The 16749-nt window shown below is 35.5% G+C and carries 20 protein-coding genes; 15 read left to right on the top strand and 5 right to left on the bottom strand.

Annotation, left to right across the window (positions count from 1 at the left end; translation table 11 throughout):
* Window positions 1-88 precede the first annotated feature (88 nt).
* The 9 genes from EZV73_RS13055 to EZV73_RS13095 all read left to right on the top strand — a co-directional run bounded on the left by EZV73_RS13055 (window position 89) and on the right by EZV73_RS13095 (window position 8535).
* Window positions 89-1027, top strand: coding sequence for a hypothetical protein (locus EZV73_RS13055; RefSeq protein ID WP_240840773.1), 939 nt, complete (start codon window positions 89-91; stop codon window positions 1025-1027).
* A gap of 9 nt (window positions 1028-1036) precedes the next feature.
* Window positions 1037-1351, top strand: coding sequence for a zinc-ribbon domain-containing protein (locus EZV73_RS13060; protein ID WP_240840774.1), 315 nt, complete (start codon window positions 1037-1039; stop codon window positions 1349-1351).
* 278 nt (window positions 1352-1629) lie between these two features.
* The gene (locus tag EZV73_RS13065; protein WP_240840775.1) at window positions 1630-2406 is read left to right on the top strand and encodes an enoyl-CoA hydratase-related protein; all 777 of its coding nucleotides are present in this window, start codon (window positions 1630-1632) and stop codon (window positions 2404-2406) included.
* A gap of 8 nt (window positions 2407-2414) precedes the next feature.
* Entirely contained in the window at window positions 2415-3254 is an 840-nt protein-coding gene (locus EZV73_RS13070; RefSeq protein ID WP_240840776.1) for a 3-hydroxybutyryl-CoA dehydrogenase, read from the top strand.
* Window positions 3255-3269: 15 nt separating this feature from the next.
* On the top strand, window positions 3270-4409 hold the full coding sequence (locus EZV73_RS13075) for an acyl-CoA dehydrogenase (protein ID WP_240840777.1): 1140 nt from the start codon (window positions 3270-3272) through the stop codon (window positions 4407-4409).
* A gap of 11 nt (window positions 4410-4420) precedes the next feature.
* Entirely contained in the window at window positions 4421-5203 is a 783-nt protein-coding gene (locus tag EZV73_RS13080; RefSeq protein ID WP_240840778.1) for an electron transfer flavoprotein subunit beta/FixA family protein, read from the top strand.
* Between the two features lie 9 nt (window positions 5204-5212).
* Entirely contained in the window at window positions 5213-6214 is a 1002-nt protein-coding gene (locus EZV73_RS13085; RefSeq protein WP_240840779.1) for an electron transfer flavoprotein subunit alpha/FixB family protein, read from the top strand.
* Between the two features lie 8 nt (window positions 6215-6222).
* The gene (locus tag EZV73_RS13090) at window positions 6223-6651 is read left to right on the top strand and encodes a hotdog fold domain-containing protein (protein WP_240840780.1); all 429 of its coding nucleotides are present in this window, start codon (window positions 6223-6225) and stop codon (window positions 6649-6651) included.
* Window positions 6652-6810: 159 nt separating this feature from the next.
* Window positions 6811-8535 carry a sigma 54-interacting transcriptional regulator gene (locus EZV73_RS13095; RefSeq protein WP_240840781.1) on the top strand — a complete coding sequence of 575 codons (1725 nt, stop codon included), beginning with the start codon at window positions 6811-6813 and terminating at the stop codon, window positions 8533-8535.
* 31 nt (window positions 8536-8566) lie between these two features.
* Here the strand turns inward: EZV73_RS13095 and EZV73_RS13100 are convergent, their stop codons facing one another.
* The 4 genes from EZV73_RS13100 to EZV73_RS13115 all read right to left on the bottom strand — a co-directional run bounded on the left by EZV73_RS13100 (window position 8567) and on the right by EZV73_RS13115 (window position 11001).
* On the bottom strand, window positions 8567-9244 hold the full coding sequence (locus tag EZV73_RS13100) for a protease complex subunit PrcB family protein (RefSeq protein WP_240840782.1): 678 nt from the start codon (window positions 9242-9244) through the stop codon (window positions 8567-8569).
* 84 nt (window positions 9245-9328) lie between these two features.
* The gene (locus EZV73_RS13105; RefSeq protein WP_240840783.1) at window positions 9329-9523 is read right to left on the bottom strand and encodes a hypothetical protein; all 195 of its coding nucleotides are present in this window, start codon (window positions 9521-9523) and stop codon (window positions 9329-9331) included.
* Between the two features lie 24 nt (window positions 9524-9547).
* On the bottom strand, window positions 9548-10030 hold the full coding sequence (locus EZV73_RS13110; protein WP_240840784.1) for a glycine/sarcosine/betaine reductase selenoprotein B family protein: 483 nt from the start codon (window positions 10028-10030) through the stop codon (window positions 9548-9550).
* 104 nt (window positions 10031-10134) lie between these two features.
* Window positions 10135-11001, bottom strand: a complete 867-nt coding sequence (locus EZV73_RS13115) for a GNAT family N-acetyltransferase (protein WP_240840785.1) — start codon at window positions 10999-11001, stop codon at window positions 10135-10137.
* A gap of 213 nt (window positions 11002-11214) precedes the next feature.
* Here EZV73_RS13115 and EZV73_RS13120 point away from each other — a divergent pair, with 213 nt between their 5' ends.
* Window positions 11215-11973 carry a hypothetical protein gene (locus EZV73_RS13120; RefSeq protein WP_240840786.1) on the top strand — a complete coding sequence of 253 codons (759 nt, stop codon included), beginning with the start codon at window positions 11215-11217 and terminating at the stop codon, window positions 11971-11973.
* Between the two features lie 41 nt (window positions 11974-12014).
* Here EZV73_RS13120 and EZV73_RS13125 read toward each other — a convergent pair whose 3' ends face one another.
* Window positions 12015-12371: an MmcQ/YjbR family DNA-binding protein gene (locus EZV73_RS13125; RefSeq protein ID WP_240840787.1), complete on the bottom strand. Its 357-nt coding sequence runs from the start codon at window positions 12369-12371 to the stop codon at window positions 12015-12017.
* Between the two features lie 166 nt (window positions 12372-12537).
* Between EZV73_RS13125 and EZV73_RS13130 the strand changes: the two genes are divergently transcribed.
* From EZV73_RS13130 to EZV73_RS13150, 5 genes are all read left to right on the top strand, one after another.
* A complete protein-coding gene (locus EZV73_RS13130) occupies window positions 12538-13422 on the top strand; it encodes a diguanylate cyclase (protein ID WP_240840788.1) in 885 nt (294 codons plus the stop codon).
* A 91-nt stretch (window positions 13423-13513) separates the two neighbouring features.
* Complete coding sequence (locus tag EZV73_RS13135) at window positions 13514-13849, top strand: VOC family protein (protein ID WP_240840789.1); 336 nt, start codon at window positions 13514-13516, stop codon at window positions 13847-13849.
* 2 nt (window positions 13850-13851) lie between these two features.
* Entirely contained in the window at window positions 13852-14793 is a 942-nt protein-coding gene (locus EZV73_RS13140) for an aldose epimerase family protein (RefSeq protein ID WP_240840790.1), read from the top strand.
* Window positions 14793-15446: a CoA pyrophosphatase gene (locus EZV73_RS13145; protein WP_240840791.1), complete on the top strand. Its 654-nt coding sequence runs from the start codon at window positions 14793-14795 to the stop codon at window positions 15444-15446. The genes EZV73_RS13140 and EZV73_RS13145 overlap by 1 nt, the downstream gene beginning before the upstream one ends.
* A gap of 8 nt (window positions 15447-15454) precedes the next feature.
* A complete protein-coding gene (locus tag EZV73_RS13150) occupies window positions 15455-16606 on the top strand; it encodes an amidohydrolase family protein (RefSeq protein WP_240840792.1) in 1152 nt (383 codons plus the stop codon).
* The last annotated feature ends 143 nt before the right edge of the window (window positions 16607-16749 follow it).

Raw genomic sequence — 16749 nt, forward strand, 5'->3', positions numbered from 1 at the left:
CAAGTAGATACAACTTCATTCTTAATGACCTTCTTGTTAGCATATGATTAAATATGGGATTATAGATACATATTGAAAGGCGGTATTAATGTTGGATACATATGTTAAAACACTTGCAACAGAAAATGACTTTAGAGGTTTGGGACTTTTTTATAAAGAAATAGGTGACTACTTAATAATACTTAAAAGTGATTTAGATGAAGTTTTGGTAGAAATACGAACTGGCCTAAGAGATGAAATTATGCCTGCTGGTGTAGGTGAGAAGCTTTCGCTTATAGCTGAAGACGAAACAATCAATGACTGTCTTATTAAAAAGGCATCTATAATGCTTACTTTTGGTCTAGATGGCTTATCATCAGAGGAAGTAGGAAATTATATCAGTGATATTGTAGATGTATTAAATGAACATCTGATACCTGCATATTATGAATGCGAACTCTGTAAAGAAACCAATTTAGATAGTGAAACAAACATCATAAAAATCAACAACCGAATACTGAGGGCTCATAATACATGTTATGAATATCTTTTGAACAAGGTGAATGAAAAAGAAGAAATGCCAGAAGGCAATTATGTGTCAGGTATTTTTGGTGGGCTTATTTTTGGAGCTTTAGGTACTATACCGTGGATTCTTGCTGGCTTATTTGGTTGGATCATCAGTCTGCTTGGTATGGTAATTGGTTTAAGTGCTAATTATGGTTACAATCGTTTTGGTGGTAAACAAGGTAAATCAAAGGCTTCTATCTTAATAAGTATAACGGTTGTTATGGTAATATTGGCTAGTTTTACGACTTCTACATTTAGAATTGCTGAAGATTTAAGTTCACAAGGAACGGGGAATATTGGTCTATTAGATAGTATAAGAGTGACAATTTATGTACTGTTAAATAATTCTTCATTTGGTACTGCTTTTATGAGTAATACTGGTTTAGGTGTGGTGTTTGCTCTTATGGGTTCATGGAGAGTTATTAAGGAAAATAGTGGACAAGCTGCTATAAGAAATGTACAAGCAGAAATACTTGAGTAAGGAGAGGGTATGTTTTTCATCTTTGGTTTTGGTAAACAAACTGTAAAGGAACTTGGCACCAGTGAAAAGATTAGGTGTCAAAACTGCGGTAATGTAAGACCGTGGGAATATAAGAAGATAAGATCTTGGTTTTCTCTTTTCTTCATACCAGTCATTCCTTATAAGACTGTATACATCAAGTCATGCCCTGTATGCAAGACTGGCCTAAAGGTTGACAAAGAAGAAGCGGTCAACCATATGCAAGGACCGGATATACATGATGGTCTCACAGATGTTCAAAGAAACTACCGTGAACAAATGGATACTTATAATAGGAAAGATTAATTGTCTAGGTTAGCCCTAGACTTTTTTTGTATCTTTTCCTTACATGTAAAGAAAATGTACACATAACTCAAAGTGTGTTAAATAGCGAGTTTGATAAATTTTTAACGAAAGTGTATATATTATGTACACTTTTTTTATTGTTTTTGGTCAAATTATTTGAAGGTTTTGCTGAATACAAGATTCTGGATGCTTTGAAAACAGCAAGTCTGAGAAAAAATTGATAATAGATTAACAATTGGCACGGGTATTGCTATATAGATGTGCAAGGAGTTGATACGATGAAATTTAATAATTTACAAGTAGAAATCAATGAAAGAATTGCTGTGGTTACACTGAACCATGCACCAGTCAATGCACTAAACAGTGAAGTGCTAAAAGAACTAGAAGTTGTTATGAATGAATTAGATAAAAATGAGGATGTTGATGTTCTTATTTTAACAGGTGCCGGTAAGGCTTTTGTTGCAGGAGCAGACATCTCAGAAATGGTTATCATGTCGGCTCAGGAAGGTAAGGATTTTGGTGCATATGGCTCTAAAGTATTTAGACAAATAGAAACAATGTCTAAACCAGTGATTGCCGCTGTTAATGGTTTTGCACTAGGTGGTGGCTGTGAGTTGGCTTTAGCCTGCGATATCAGACTTGCATCAGAAAAGGCAAAGTTTGGTCAACCAGAAGTAGCACTAGGTATTACACCTGGTTTTGCAGGCACACAAAGACTGCCTAGAATAGTCGGAAGAGGACGAGCAAAAGAGATGATTTTAACAGGGGACATGATTGATGCTGTAGAAGCTGATAGAATTGGACTTGTTAACAAAGTGGTAGAAGCCGAACTTCTTATGGAAGCAGCAGAAGAGTTTGCAAAACGAATAATAAAGAATGGTCAAGTCGCTGTAAGATTTGCAAAAGCAGCCATGAATGAAGGTGTAGATTTAGACTTTGAATCTGCAAACAACATAGAAAAATTATACTTTGGTATGTGTTTTTCAACTCAAGATCAAAAAGAAGGTATGAAGGCATTTTTAGATAGAAGAAAAGCGGACTTTAAAAATAAGTAGGAGGAAGTATGAAAATAGGTGTTTTAGGAGCAGGTACAATGGGTGCTGGTATTGCACAAACATTTGCTCAATCAGGTTATGAAGTTGTAATTCGTGATTTAGAAGAGTCTTATTTAGAGAAAGGTCAACTAAGCATCGATAAGAGCTTAAGCAGACTTGTTAAAAAAGAAAAGATGACTGAAGATAAGAAAAATGAAATACTTTCAAGAATTTCATTATCTACAGACATCAACAGCTTAAAAGATGCAGATCTTGTGGTTGAAGCAGCCATTGAAAATATGGAAATTAAGAAAAAAATATTTGCTGAACTTGATGAAGTAACAAAGCCAGAGGCGATACTTGCAACCAACACATCATCACTTTCTATTACTGAAATTGCATCAGCAACTAAGAGACCAAATCAGATTATTGGTATGCATTTCTTTAATCCAGTACCAATGATGAAGCTTGTAGAAGTTATCAATGGTATTGCCACTAGTGATGAGACCAAATCAACAATTTTAGAATTAAGTGAAAAAGTAGGTAAAACACCAGTTGTTGTAGAAGAAGCACCAGGTTTTGTTGTAAATAGAATCTTAATTCCTATGATCAATGAGGCTGTTGGTATTTTAGCAGAAGGTGTTGCCAGTGCAGAAGACATTGACAATGCTATGAAATTAGGTGCAAACCATCCACTTGGCCCACTAGCTTTAGCTGATCTAATTGGTAATGATGTTAACTTGGCAATAATGGAGACGCTTTATAGTGAGACAGGTGATAACAAATATAGACCACATCCGCTTTTAAAGAAGATGGTAAGAGGTAATCTACTTGGTAGAAAAACAAAACAAGGCTTTTTTGCATATTAGAAAGAGAGGATAATAATGGAGTTTACTTTAAAGAAGGAACATGCACTTTTAAAGGACCTTTATCAATCATTTGCTGAAAATGAAGTTAAACCTTTAGCAGCAGAGGTAGATGAGGAAGAGCGCTTTCCAATTGAAACAGTTAAAAAGATGGCTGAAATCGGTATGATGGGTATTCCTGTACCAAAAGAATATGGTGGCGCAGGGGCTGATAACTTAGCTTATGCTATGGCAGTTGAAGAGCTTGCAAAACATTGTGGTACAACAGCAGTAATCGTATCAGCTCATACGTCACTATGTGTGGCGCCAATTTTAGAAAATGGTACACCAGGACAAAAGGAAAAGTACTTACCAGGTCTTGCAAGCGGTGAAAAAATCGGCGCATTTGGATTGACTGAGCCTAATGCTGGTACAGATGCTGCAGGTCAGCAAACAATTGCTGTATTAGACGGTGACAACTACATTCTTAACGGTTCTAAGATCTTCATTACCAATGCAGGTTATGCAGATGTATACATCATCTTTGCCATGACTGACCGTTCAAAGGGCTTAAAAGGTATTTCAGCATTTATCGTTGAAAAAGGCTTTGAAGGATTTTCTATCGGTAAAAAAGAGAAGAAAATGGGTATCAGAGGTTCTGCTACTTGTGAGTTAATCTTCGAAAACTGTATTGTACCAAAAGAAAACATGTTAGGTAAAGAAGGTAGAGGTTTCAGCATCGCTATGAAGACTCTAGATGGTGGTAGAATCGGTATCGCTGCCCAAGCCTTAGGTTTAGCTCAAGGTGCTTTAGATGAAACAGTTAGATACACAAAAGAGAGAAAGCAATTTGGCAGAGCGATTGCTAAATTCCAAAACACTCAATTTGAACTGGCTGGTATGGATACAAAAGTAGAAGCTGCTAGAATGTTAGTTTATAAGGCTGCTTACTATAAAGATCAAAAGAAAAAATATACAAAAGAAGCTGCTATGGCTAAGTTATTTGCTGCAGATACAGCTATGGAAGTAACGACTAAAGCTGTTCAGTTACATGGTGGATATGGTTATACAAGAGAATATCCAGTTGAAAGAATGATGCGTGATGCTAAGATTACGGAAATCTATGAAGGTACTTCAGAAGTACAAAAGATGGTTATTGCAGCGAGTTTACTAAAGTAGGAGGCATATAGATGAATATTATTGTTTGTATCAAACAGGTACCAGATACAACAGAGGTAAGATTAAATCCTGAGACTGGTACGCTTATAAGAGATGGTGTACCTAGTATTATCAATCCAGATGATAAAGCTGGTTTAGAAGCGGCACTTGCTATTAAAGACAAGCATGATGCACATATTACAGTTATTACAATGGGCCCACCACAAGCGGATGTGGCTTTAAGAGAAGCCCTTGCAATGGGTGCTGACAAGGCAATTTTATTAACAGATAGAGCCTTTGCAGGTGCAGATACACTTGCAACATCTACAACAATTGCTGCTGCAATTAGAAAAATGGACTATGACCTAGTAATTGCTGGTAGACAAGCCATTGATGGAGATACAGCTCAGGTTGGTCCTCAAATTGCAGATCACTTAGATCTACCACAGGTATCATATGTTGCTGGTCTTGAGAAAAAAGACAACTCAGTTATTTTAAAGAGACAATTTGAAGATTCATACCATATGATTCAAGTGGAAATGCCTTGTTTAATTACAACACTTTCAGAAATGAACAAGCCTAGATACATGCGTGTAGGTGGCATTATGGATGCTTACAACGAAAAAGAAGTTGAGATGTGGACTTTAGAAGACATCGAAGTAGATATCACTAAGATTGGTCTAAAGGGATCACCAACGAAAGTTAAAAAGTCATTTACTAAGGGTGCTAAATCAGCTGGTGAGAAACATGATGTATCACCTCAAGAAGCTGGTAAGCTAATCGCACTTAAGTTGAAAGAAAAATATGTAATCTAGGGGGATATGATGAATTTAAAAGATTATTCAGGTGTTACGGTATTTTGTGAACAACGTGAAAGTGAGATTTCAAAAGTATCGTTTGAATTGATAGGTAAAGGTAGAGACATAGCAGATGAAATTGGCGTAAAAGTAACTGCTGTTGTGTTAGGACATGGCATTGATGCAAAGTGTGACAAGTTGATCCACTTTGGTGCTGATGAGGTTATCTATGTCGATGATAAAGCTTTAGAGCTTTATACAACAGAAGCATATACTCAGGCTCTAACGGCTGTTTTAGAAGAAACTAAGCCAGAAATCGTATTAATTGGTGCAACATCAATTGGTAGAGACTTAGGTCCTAGAGTATCTTCTAGATTAAATACGGGTTTAACAGCTGACTGTACAAGATTAGAAGTCGGCGAAGAAAAAGAACTTCTTATGACAAGACCAGCTTTTGGCGGTAACATCATGGCAACAATCATTTGTCCAGACCATAGACCTCAAATGTCTACTGTTCGTCCTGGCGTTATGACCATGTTAGAAGAAGATACTTCAAGAATTGGCTCAATCAGAAGAGTTGATGTTACATTTACAGATGCCATCTCAAGAGTAAAGATTCTTGAAGTCGTTAAAGAAGAAAAAGAAGAAGTAAATATAGCAGATGCAACTATCTTAGTATCTGGTGGTCGTGGTGTTGGATCGAAGACTAATTTTGATACGTTACATGATGTAGCAGATATGTTGGGTGGTACAATTTCTGCATCTAGAGCAGTTATTGACTCGGGTTGGTTTGATCATTCAAGACAGGTTGGACAAACAGGTACAACTGTAAGACCTGATGTATATATGGCTTGTGGTATATCAGGCGCTATTCAGCATGTTGCGGGTATGGAAGAATCTGATTATATCATTGCAATTAATAAGGATGCAGAAGCACCTATATTTGATATAGCAGACTTTGGTATTGTTGGTGACGTAAACAAGGTTTTACCACATTTGATTGAAGAATTAAAGACACTAATTAAGTAGGAGGCAAAATGGTAGGAGAAAAAGTAATCATAAAAGTACGTCTTAGTATGGAAGATGCACACTATGCTGGAGAGCTTGTAAATGGTTCTAAAATGCTTGATTTCTTTGGTGATGTTGCAACTGAACTCTTAATCAGATTAGATGGTGACGAAGGTTTGTTTAGAACATACAACCAAGTTGACTTTTTAGCACCTACTTATGCTGGTGATTTCATGGAATACCATGGCTGGATAGAAAAGGTAGGTAATACATCTCGTGTTATGAAGTTTGAAGCTTATAAGATAATCGAACTTGCGAGAGACAAGGATTTAGCAGCATCAGCAGCAAATGTGTTGAATCCCCCAATTTTAGTTGGTACAGCTGAAGGTGTTTGTATAACACCTAAGGAGTGTCAAAGAGAAAGTGTACTCGAAGAGACGCTTATCAGAACAGTTTAATAACCATAGAAAAACACCTTGATACGTCAAGGTGTTTTCACATATGTAAAGTTGTTTAATGCTTTAAAAGACAAGATTTTAAGTTGATATTTGACGCAGTAGTAGAATTGTATTAGAATGACTATAGATTGTTAAAAAAATAACTAGAAAGAGGCAAGTATGAATCTCTGTAATGAGTATCTTAGAATTGTTTTAAGCAGAATGAATGATGCATGTATTATCATTGACACAAAAGGCATGATTGTCAGTGTCAACCAACGTGCTGAAGCACTCTTAGAATTAAAAAAAGAGTTTTATATATCCAAACGAATAGACGAAGTAATCGAAAATACAGAGCTGATCCGCGTTGTAGAAACAGGTAGTGAAGAGATAAATGTACGCTTCTCTTATAGAGACAGGCATTTCTTTGTAGACAGACTGCCAGTAATACAGAATGGTAAAATCGAAGGTGCTATTGCGATCTTTCATGATATGACAAGAATTGTTGATCTTCATAAGCAGTCCGAAGAAGATAAGATGTATATAGAAACGTTAGACACCATCTTAGATACTTGTTCAGAACAAGTTGTTCTAATAGATGAAAATGCAAAAATCACTATGATGAGTGAGTCTTATAAGCGCCATCTTGGTGTCGATAATCCAGAAGGCAAGTTTGTTTGGGAAGTCATTGAAAATACAAGATTACATATCATACTTGAAACGGGTGAAAGTGAAATCGGTGATATTCAAAGAATTGGCGGTAGAAGAATGATCGCCATGAGAATACCCGTTAAAAAAGATGGCAAGGTTATTGGTGCAATTGGTCGTGTTATGTTTAATGATATCAGCGAGCTTAAACACTTAAGCAAAAAATCTAGTGTTCTCGAAGATGAGATGCAGCTTATCAATCCAGAGAAAGCAAGAACAGGCAAATACACATTTGATAGTCTGATTGGAGAGTCAGACAAGATTTCAAAAGTCAAACGTCTTGCAGGGCGCGCTGCCAATACGGATTCCAATGTTTTAATTACCGGTGAATCTGGTACCGGTAAAGAGGTCTTTGTACATGCCATTCATAATGCCTCTTTAAGAAGGAACAAGCCTTTTATCAAAATAAACTGTGCAGCCATTCCTTCTGAACTCTTAGAATCTGAATTGTTTGGCTATGAGGAGGGGGCTTTCACTGGTGCTAAAAGAGGTGGCAAGCTTGGTAAAGTTCAAATGGCTGATGGTGGCACACTCCTTCTAGACGAGATTGGTGATATGCCTCTTGATATGCAGGCCAAACTCTTAAGAGTCCTTCAGGAGAAAGAAGTAGAGAGGATTGGTGGTGAAGGTACAGTTAAGGTAGATGTCAGAATCATGGCTTCAACCAATAAGGACCTTTATATAATGGTTCAGAATAAGGAGTTTAGGCAAGACTTGTTTTACAGGTTGAATGTTATGAACTTAATGCTACCGCCATTAAGAGAAAGAGCTGAGGACATTCCTGCACTATCAAAAGAACTGTGTTACTCTATCGCCAACAGATTAGGCATTCATGTAAATGGCATTTCTGATCAAGTCTTAAGTAGTTTTGTAGCCTATGACTGGCCGGGTAATATAAGAGAGTTAGAAAATGTGATAGAACGTGCGATTAATCTTTTAGATTTGGATTCTATCATAAGGCCTGAACACTTGCCAGAACATATGCAAAGCAAAAGAAAATTGATTGTATCTTCTGATAAGCTATCAAGTATTTCAAGTTACAACCTTAAAAAGAGAGTAGAAGCCCTTGAAAAAGAACTTATAGAGTCTTGCTTAAATGATGTTGGCTTTAACAAGAACCAGGCAGCAAAAATTTTGAATATCAGTAGGGTCAGTCTTTACAAGAAGATAGAACAATACAATATAAGAACGAATTAAGAGCCGTATCAGTGTGATACAGCTCTTTTTCTTAGTATTGAGATCTTTCAATTTTAATCATATCTTCAGTAATTTCTTTATCAAGTTTAACAACTGTATATGGATAAGTAAAGGCCATTGTAACTATATCACCAGGAGCTGGTGATTTTTCTTCTACTAAGACCAAGTATTCGTCTGCTACTTTTAGAATATCAGTCACACGGATACCATAACCACCTGTGTTTCTTTCGCCCATATAGAGGATTAAGAAATTGGCATCATCTTTTTCTATAAAGTCATAGCCGCTTTCTTTATGATTTTCATCTACCTTTAGACCCTCTGGCAAGTTCATTCTATCTACAAGCTCAAATGACGCAGGTTTAGCTTCAATGCATGTAGAAGGTTCCTGAGCTGGACTTGTGACTGCAACAGACTTAGCGTTGACTTGGGCTGGATAAGATTCCATAATGACATCTGCAACAACAGCTATTTGATCGCCTGAATTAAGTTGAAGTTGGTCTTCAAATGATATAACGTATGATACTTCTTCTGGATTATCCGTTTCAGCTGCTTCGATTGTCTTACTATCTTCATCATAGTTAACAACAATTAAGTTAAGTGTGAAGTCTTGATCTTGAATTATAGGATCCTCTGAGTTGTTACTTGAGCTACAGCCTACTCCAAATAGAATAATAGCAATCACCATAAAAATGTTTATGAGTTTTTTCATTTTCTTTCCTCTCTTTCTTATGTTACTTTGACGTAGATAAATCAAAAAAGTTCCATAAAAAAGAAGCGGAGTTTAACCCAGCTTCTAATCTTGAAATTTAGTAAGACATTTTCTAACCAGTGAAAATTGTTCTTCATCATCATGTGGTTTACCAAATGGTGCACCAAAGTCATGGTCTGTAAAAATGATGCGTGGTGGTTGATTGTATTCACCAAGTTCTTTAAACATGTTTAAAGTCACTGTAGGGATGCCGTTTTCTTCTAAATACCTTGCGATCAATCCAACTGATTGATTACATACAGGTCAAACCGGTGCTAAAAGGACTATGTCAACATTGTCCTTTTTAAGCTCTTCTAAGATGCCCTTAGCAGTTTCATTAATTAAGTTTTCGGTATCTAAAATGAATCCACAGAATGAGTAGTGATTGTCTGCTACTTGTCCTAAAAAGTTTTCATTAACCAGCTTCTCTAAATGTTTCATTGGATATACTGTATTAATGTCTTCTCTAATGAACTTATGATCATAATGTGTATGGGCGATATCAAGTGTGTTTAAATCATCTGTTTTGCGGATGATTCTAAAGGTAGTATCTCCTAATAAAGCTTCTGTATCAAAAGCTTGTTCTTCTTTCTTATAAAGACCCGACGATGTGATTAATGCTAATTTCGATTGTTTCAGAGGCTTGGTTAATTTAGTGTAAGGCTTAACTTTATCTCTGTTGTCTGTAAACTTAAATGATTTATCATATTTTCTCTGAAGGAAAATCTCAACATTTTTCAATTTCATTACTGTACTCCTTAATCTATAAAATTAGTTTATTACGGAAATCGAAATAAATCAAGAAAAATAGACTATTATGGTTGAGTTTCTAACATGGGAAAGATTATATTTTAATAGTGATCGATCTTCCATATGACATGGTTATTTAAGTCAGTATAATCTTTATGAGTTAGATTCAAATACATCCAGTGTTTGTAGTTTATATTTTCAATGACTTTATGTTTACTTGGATAAATGGCTGGTATATGAATAGGTTTATCTGATGATAAGTGAAACAACAAGTGTTCTAGAACTTCATCAGACATATTTATATCTTCTAGTATAAGCTCATGTAGGTTGATGTCATCTTTTATACTATAGACCAAATAACCAAGCAGAGCTTGATCTTTCATGATTTTAAAGCTTTCATAATTAGAAGACTCTTCTTTGAACCAAGTCTGAAAATACTCAAGACTTCTAACCATTGGTCCATCTAGCTTTACCGATACCTTATGATAGAGCTTAGCAAGACGGCTATAATCATCGTGTTCTATAGACTCAAAACAATAATCATTGTCTTTGGCTTTTAATTCAAGTAGTTTGTAGAGCCTTTCACGACTTTTATAACCCAAAGCTTCATAGAGTTTGTCTGCACCTGAACCAAGTACAGATACTTTGAAATCATTGCTTGTCATATAATCGATGGCCATGGTTAGAAGTGTTTTTGCAATACCTTGTCTGTAGTGGCTAGCGAGTGTACAAACTTCTCCAACACCACCCATCTTTACCGGTTGACCATGATAGTAGATTTCTCTTTCGAACACCCTAACTGTTCCAACCAGTTCCTTGTTGTCAACAGCAACAAAAATGCCATCTGTATTCCTTTTAGGATCGCTGTAAAAGTGTCTTCTAAAATAAGTTTCTGCTACATTAAAAGCTGTATGACACAATTTAAACCACTGATTTAATTCATTATTATGTAATCTTCTAAATTCCATCTTTTTACTCTTTTCTTAAATTATTCTTTAGTTTATTATAAACTAGAGCCTTTGAATCATCAATTGTTTTAAAGGGAGGCTTTCTGCATGTTTACGACCTAAATAAACATTTTCATGTATATGCGAATAAATTTAACTATGTTTAGTTTATAATAAAATTATATAATTTTGTATAAAGTACATAAGTAGATTTAAAATACTATGGGGGAATGAATGATAAAAAGATATAAGGGAAAAATTAAGATACTAAAAGCTATAAGTCAATCAGCGAGAAACATCATGAAAAGTTGGAAGACGCTTCTTTTGTTTTTAGTACCAACTCTTGGACTCAGTTTGCTTTTAGAAATGGCTCTAACAGAAAGTGGTTTCATGTCTTTCTTTGGGGGGGTGATGGTAAGCCAGCTTTTAGTTGATTCAGTCAAGGTTTTTTTTGTGCTCCTAATAATCAAGACTACTTCAAATGTCATGAAGGGGGCGTCTATTCAACCGGTACATATAATGAAGGTATGTTTTTCGAAGATTATTCAGATTGTATTTCTGGGGATCATTTGCTCTGCGGCCCTTGTTCTTCCAACAGCAATAGCTATGGTTCTTATGTATGCCATCACAGAATCCCAGACTGCAGCGACTTTGATAACAGCTGTAGTGCTTGGTATCTTATGTGTGAAAATTATTTTTTCAGTACATGGCGTAGTAATTGAAAATCTGGATGGTTTAGAGGGTGTTAAAGAAAGTCTATCTTTGACTAAAGGAAACTTCCTCAAAATATTTATTACTGTTACAAGTTTAGTCCTTATAAACTATGGCATGAACTTACTACTTGACACTTGGTTAAAAGGTCAGCTAGCTGTTTATATTGTCATACCATTTGTGAAAGCTTTGATGGCAATCTTCCAAGTAACGCTATTTACAGCCATGTATCATCAAGTTATAAGACGGCTTGATTTAAAAGAATTTTATGGAGACATATAAAATAACCCTTATCTAGGGTTATTTTTGCGTCTAGAGTATTATTAACTTTCGAGTTCTTGTCTTAACTTTTTTGTCAGTTTCTTATAAACAATGTCATAGGAATCATCAATCATTTTATGGATGGTAGAAACGTCTAATGTTCTATCGATATAAACGGTGTTCCAATGTGTTTTATTCTGATGATAAGCAGGAATAACTTCCTCATATATTTCACGCATGAGGATGTTTTGATCGGGTGTGTTCTTTAGATTGATACTCACTCTATCTGCTTCATGAACACTGATAAGTCCAAACATTTTACCTCCTACTTTGAAAACTGCCGTTACGTCATCAAAAGGGTATGTTTCTACAGAAAAAGGCTTACTTAAAAAATATTCTATTACTTCTTTTCTTGTCATGATTACCTCCTAAGACAATTTTACACTATGGTATTGTCCGCCTGCAAGGTTGAATTAAATACATTAGTATTCACTAACTTTGATGAATATGATTGGATTTGTCTAAATTGGGCATATATAGTACATGGGATTTGGTTGATAATAATAGTGATTGGTGGATGTGATTGTGAAACTTGACTTAAAGTTTAAAAAGACAGAATTTGTTTTAATTGCAATTATATATATTTCGATTGTTTCCATATTTATAAATATGGAAGTTGATTTTAACTACAAGCTTATTAGTATGATTGGACTTGTTTTTCTATCATACTTTTTGATCATTAAATATAAATTGTTGGGCTTGGCCTTTACATTGTTTTTTTATCTGACTGGCATGGTGGCAATTTTTATTTTGTATCAGTTCCGTGAATATCATTATAACTCTGTCATGGCTTTTCAAATGGCTGTTGTTGTGTCTGCTTGTTATCTACACAGATATGTTAGGAAGGAAGATAAGGCTAAAAAAGAACTCTTTGAACATTCGGTAATTGACGAAGTGACAGGGGCTTACAATAGAAGGTATTACAGTATCAAGCTTGGGGAAGTATTTGATGAATCGCTTCGTTATGACAGACGATTTTCCTTAGTCTTATTAGACATTGATAAGTTTAAAAACATCAATGATTCTCATGGCCATTCGTTTGGAGACACTGTACTTAAGGAGTTTTCTGACGAAGCCAAGAAAGTCATAAGACCGAGTGACACCTTCTGTAGAATGGGGGGAGATGAGTTTTTAATTATACTACCAAATCATGAACTCAAGTTACAAGAAGCTTTATCAGATAGGATAAATAGTGTAACTCAGGTTATGAATGAGAGGTTTAGCAGTAAGTTAAACGGAGAGTTTTCGGTTTCGGTAGGCCTTTCGGTTTATCCAGATGATGCTGATAACCTTGAGGAGATTTATAGATGTGCCGATATGGCCATGTACGAAGCTAAGATGTACAATGAAAGTAAAATGATACCTTACTGTGATTTACAAGAACTGCATGAAATGAGTGTATCAAGATGAAAGTTGTCTATATTTAGATGACTTTTTTATTGGTGACAGTATCCCATTTTCATCTATTTAGATGTATACTAATAGGGAGTGGGGTGATGAAATGCATTGTGATTTAATTAATTTTTACAGAGTGGAAGATTTAGAAAAGACAAGGACCTTTTATACAAAGATGGGCTTAAAGCTCTATAAGGATCAAGGAAAATGTTTGATATTTGATGCAGGTTTTGGAAAGTTAGGATTTTGTAATCATTTTCCTAGTAAAGTGTCTGATCAAACTTGTATTACATTTGTTTATGATTCTAGACAAGCGGTAGATGAGATGGCTAAGATCTTAGGTGGTGATCCGCCAACTTATAACGATTATTTTAAAATCTATCATTTCTTTTTGAATGACCCTAATGGAATTAAGCTAGAGTTTCAAGTGTTTGAGGAGTAGACATGTTAAAAAAATATACGTTAAAGAATGACTTTTTAGAAGTGACGATTTTAAACCTAGGTGGTATCATTCATGAAATTAAAATGCCTGATAGAAATGGTTTGATAGAGAATATCATTCATGGTTTTAAAGATATAGAAGATTATAAAGAAAATGATGCCTATTTTGGTGCCATTATTGGTCGTACAGCTGGTCGTATTTGTAAAGGCAAGTATGATTTAAATGGTGAGGAATTTACCATGGAAACAGTTGATAGAGGCAATGGCCTCCATGGTGGTTTAAATGGATTTGATAAGAAGTATTTTATAGGACACCAAGAAGACAATGTTTTAAGACTGACCTATCATTCACCACATGGTGAAGAAGGTTTTCCAGGTAATTTGGATGTTGAGGTTATTTATACATTAGAAGGTGATTCGCTTTCTATTGATTACAAGGGTGTAAGTGATAGGGATACTCTACTGAATATGACCAACCATTCTTATTTTAACTTACAACCGTTAAAAAATATTTTAGATATGGAGTTAAAGCTAGACAGTGATTACCTAATAGAAATTGATAAAACATCCATACCTACAGGGAAACTTATGGATGTCAGTCATACACCATTTGATTTTAGAAAGAAAAAGACCATAGGCCGTGATCTGTTTTCAGATCATGAGCAATTGATTAGAGGTGGCGGTTATGACCATCCTTGGCTAGTAAAAGGTGCTTTAGAGTTATCTGCTTCTAATGGCCGTAAGATGGTCGTTACATCAGATCAAGCATGTGTGGTTATGTATTCTTATAATTTTCCAATACTTGACCATGCGAAACATTTAGGTTTAGCCATAGAGTTCCAAGCTGAACCAGATGGTATCCATCATAAAGGCTTTAACAGCAGTATTTTAAAAAAAGGAGATACTTATACTCAAAAGACCGTGTATAAGTTTATTGTAGATTAATGAATCAGAAAGATTTTGAAGCATTTGTAGATAGACTAGACGACAAACATGACATCATTGGGAGAAATAGACTGGGTAACTTTGCAGTTCTTGTAGCCCTTATAAAGCTAGAAGGGGACTATCATTTTCTCTTTCAAAAGCGTGCAAAAAATATACGACAAGGATCTGAAATTTCTTTTCCAGGCGGCCAATTTGACGAAGGTATTGATAAGAACTTTAAGGATACAGCTGTTAGAGAAACCTGTGAAGAACTTGGTATTTCATCAGATCAGATAAAAGTTATCAAGCAGATAGATTCATTTGTTGGACACGTTTATATAGAAAACTTTTTAGGGCTGATAGAGGTGGATTCTTTGGATGATTTAAACATCAACATGGATGAAGTTGCCTATGTATTTACAATGCCTGTACAGTACTTTATTGATAATGAACCAGAAACATATGGCATAAAGGTAAGGTCTTATTCTTCAGAAGTAGATGAAGCGGGTAATTTGATTGAGTATTTTCCAGTTAAAGAACTGGACTTGCCTGAAAGATACCATCATACATGGAACGACAGTCTAAGAGAAGTGTATGTTTATAGAACCAAACACGGTACATTATGGGGACTTACAGCTGCCATTGTTTATGAAACCATACAGAAGTATTTTTAGGAGGGATCATGAGTTATTACAAGTTTAAAAAGCTAATAGTTGGTAATGGCACAAGCATTGAAAATAAAATCATGCATGTAGAAGATGGTAAGATCTTAGAATTTCTAGATTCGTATGATGGTGACATGATTCAAGCAGATTACATCATGCCAGGCTTAATAGATTGTCATACCCACATTTGCTTTCCACCAGTTGCTGATATGATGGGTGCTATGGAAAAAATGAATGATACTGACATCGTCATGCATGCAGTAAAAAATCTAGAGGATATCCTTAAAGGTGGCGTAACCTATATCCGTGATGTGGGTGGTGTCAACAATATCCAGCTTCATTTAAAAAAGTATTTAAAAGATGGTTCCATCAAGGGTCCAGATATGCTTTGCGCAGGTAAAATCGTTACCATGACAGGTGGACATGGATGGACTGTAGGTAGAGAGTGTGATGGTCCTGACGAAGTAAGAAAGGCTGTAAGAGAACAGTTAAAGGCAGGCGCTGATCTGATTAAGGTTATTTCATCAGGGGGTGTATTAACACCAGGTGTTGATGTCAATGCCTATCAGTTTAATGTAGATGAACTGATTGCAGCAAGAGAAGAAGCACATAAGGCAGGTAGAAAAATTTGTACCCACTGTCATTCTATGCAGGGGGTTAAGAATTCCATCTTAGCAGGTATTGATTCAGTAGAGCATGCTACTATCTTAGACCAAGAAGCAGTAGATATGGCAATAGATGCAGGCACTTATTTTGTACCAACTTTATCTGCTGTCCACTTTATCATTAAACATGGTGAAGAAGGTGGTATTCCGAAGTATGCCGTTGATAAGTCAAAGTCTGTCTTTAAAAAGCATCAAGCAAGCTTTAAGCTGTCTTATAAGTCAGGTGTAAAAATTGCTATGGGTACAGATGTTGGGACGCCATTTAACAAACATGCTAGTTCAAGTGCTTTTGAGTTAGAGCTGATGGTTAAGGCCGGGATGACTGAAATGGACGCCATATTATCTGCAACTAAAAATGCAGCCATGCTACTAGGTGTTGATCATACACATGGCACCTTAGAGGCTGGAAAAGTGGCAGATTTCCTTGTTTTAGAAGAAGATCCAATTAAAAATATTAAAACGATTCAGTCGCCAAGCGTCTATAAAAATGGCTTAAAGATATAATGTGACCAAGAAAGTAATGTGCTAATCTCATGGAGATTGGCCTTCTTTTTTTGTAAAACGTTTTCTTAAATTAATGCTTGCATGCTTTTCGGCTCTATGTTACAATAAATAAATTTTAGTTGAAAAAGCAAACAAGTGTCTTT

Origin of the sequence: Acidaminobacter sp. JC074, assembly GCF_022496765.1 — a bacterium.
Taxonomy (GTDB): domain Bacteria; phylum Bacillota; class Clostridia; order Peptostreptococcales; family Acidaminobacteraceae; genus JABXKX01.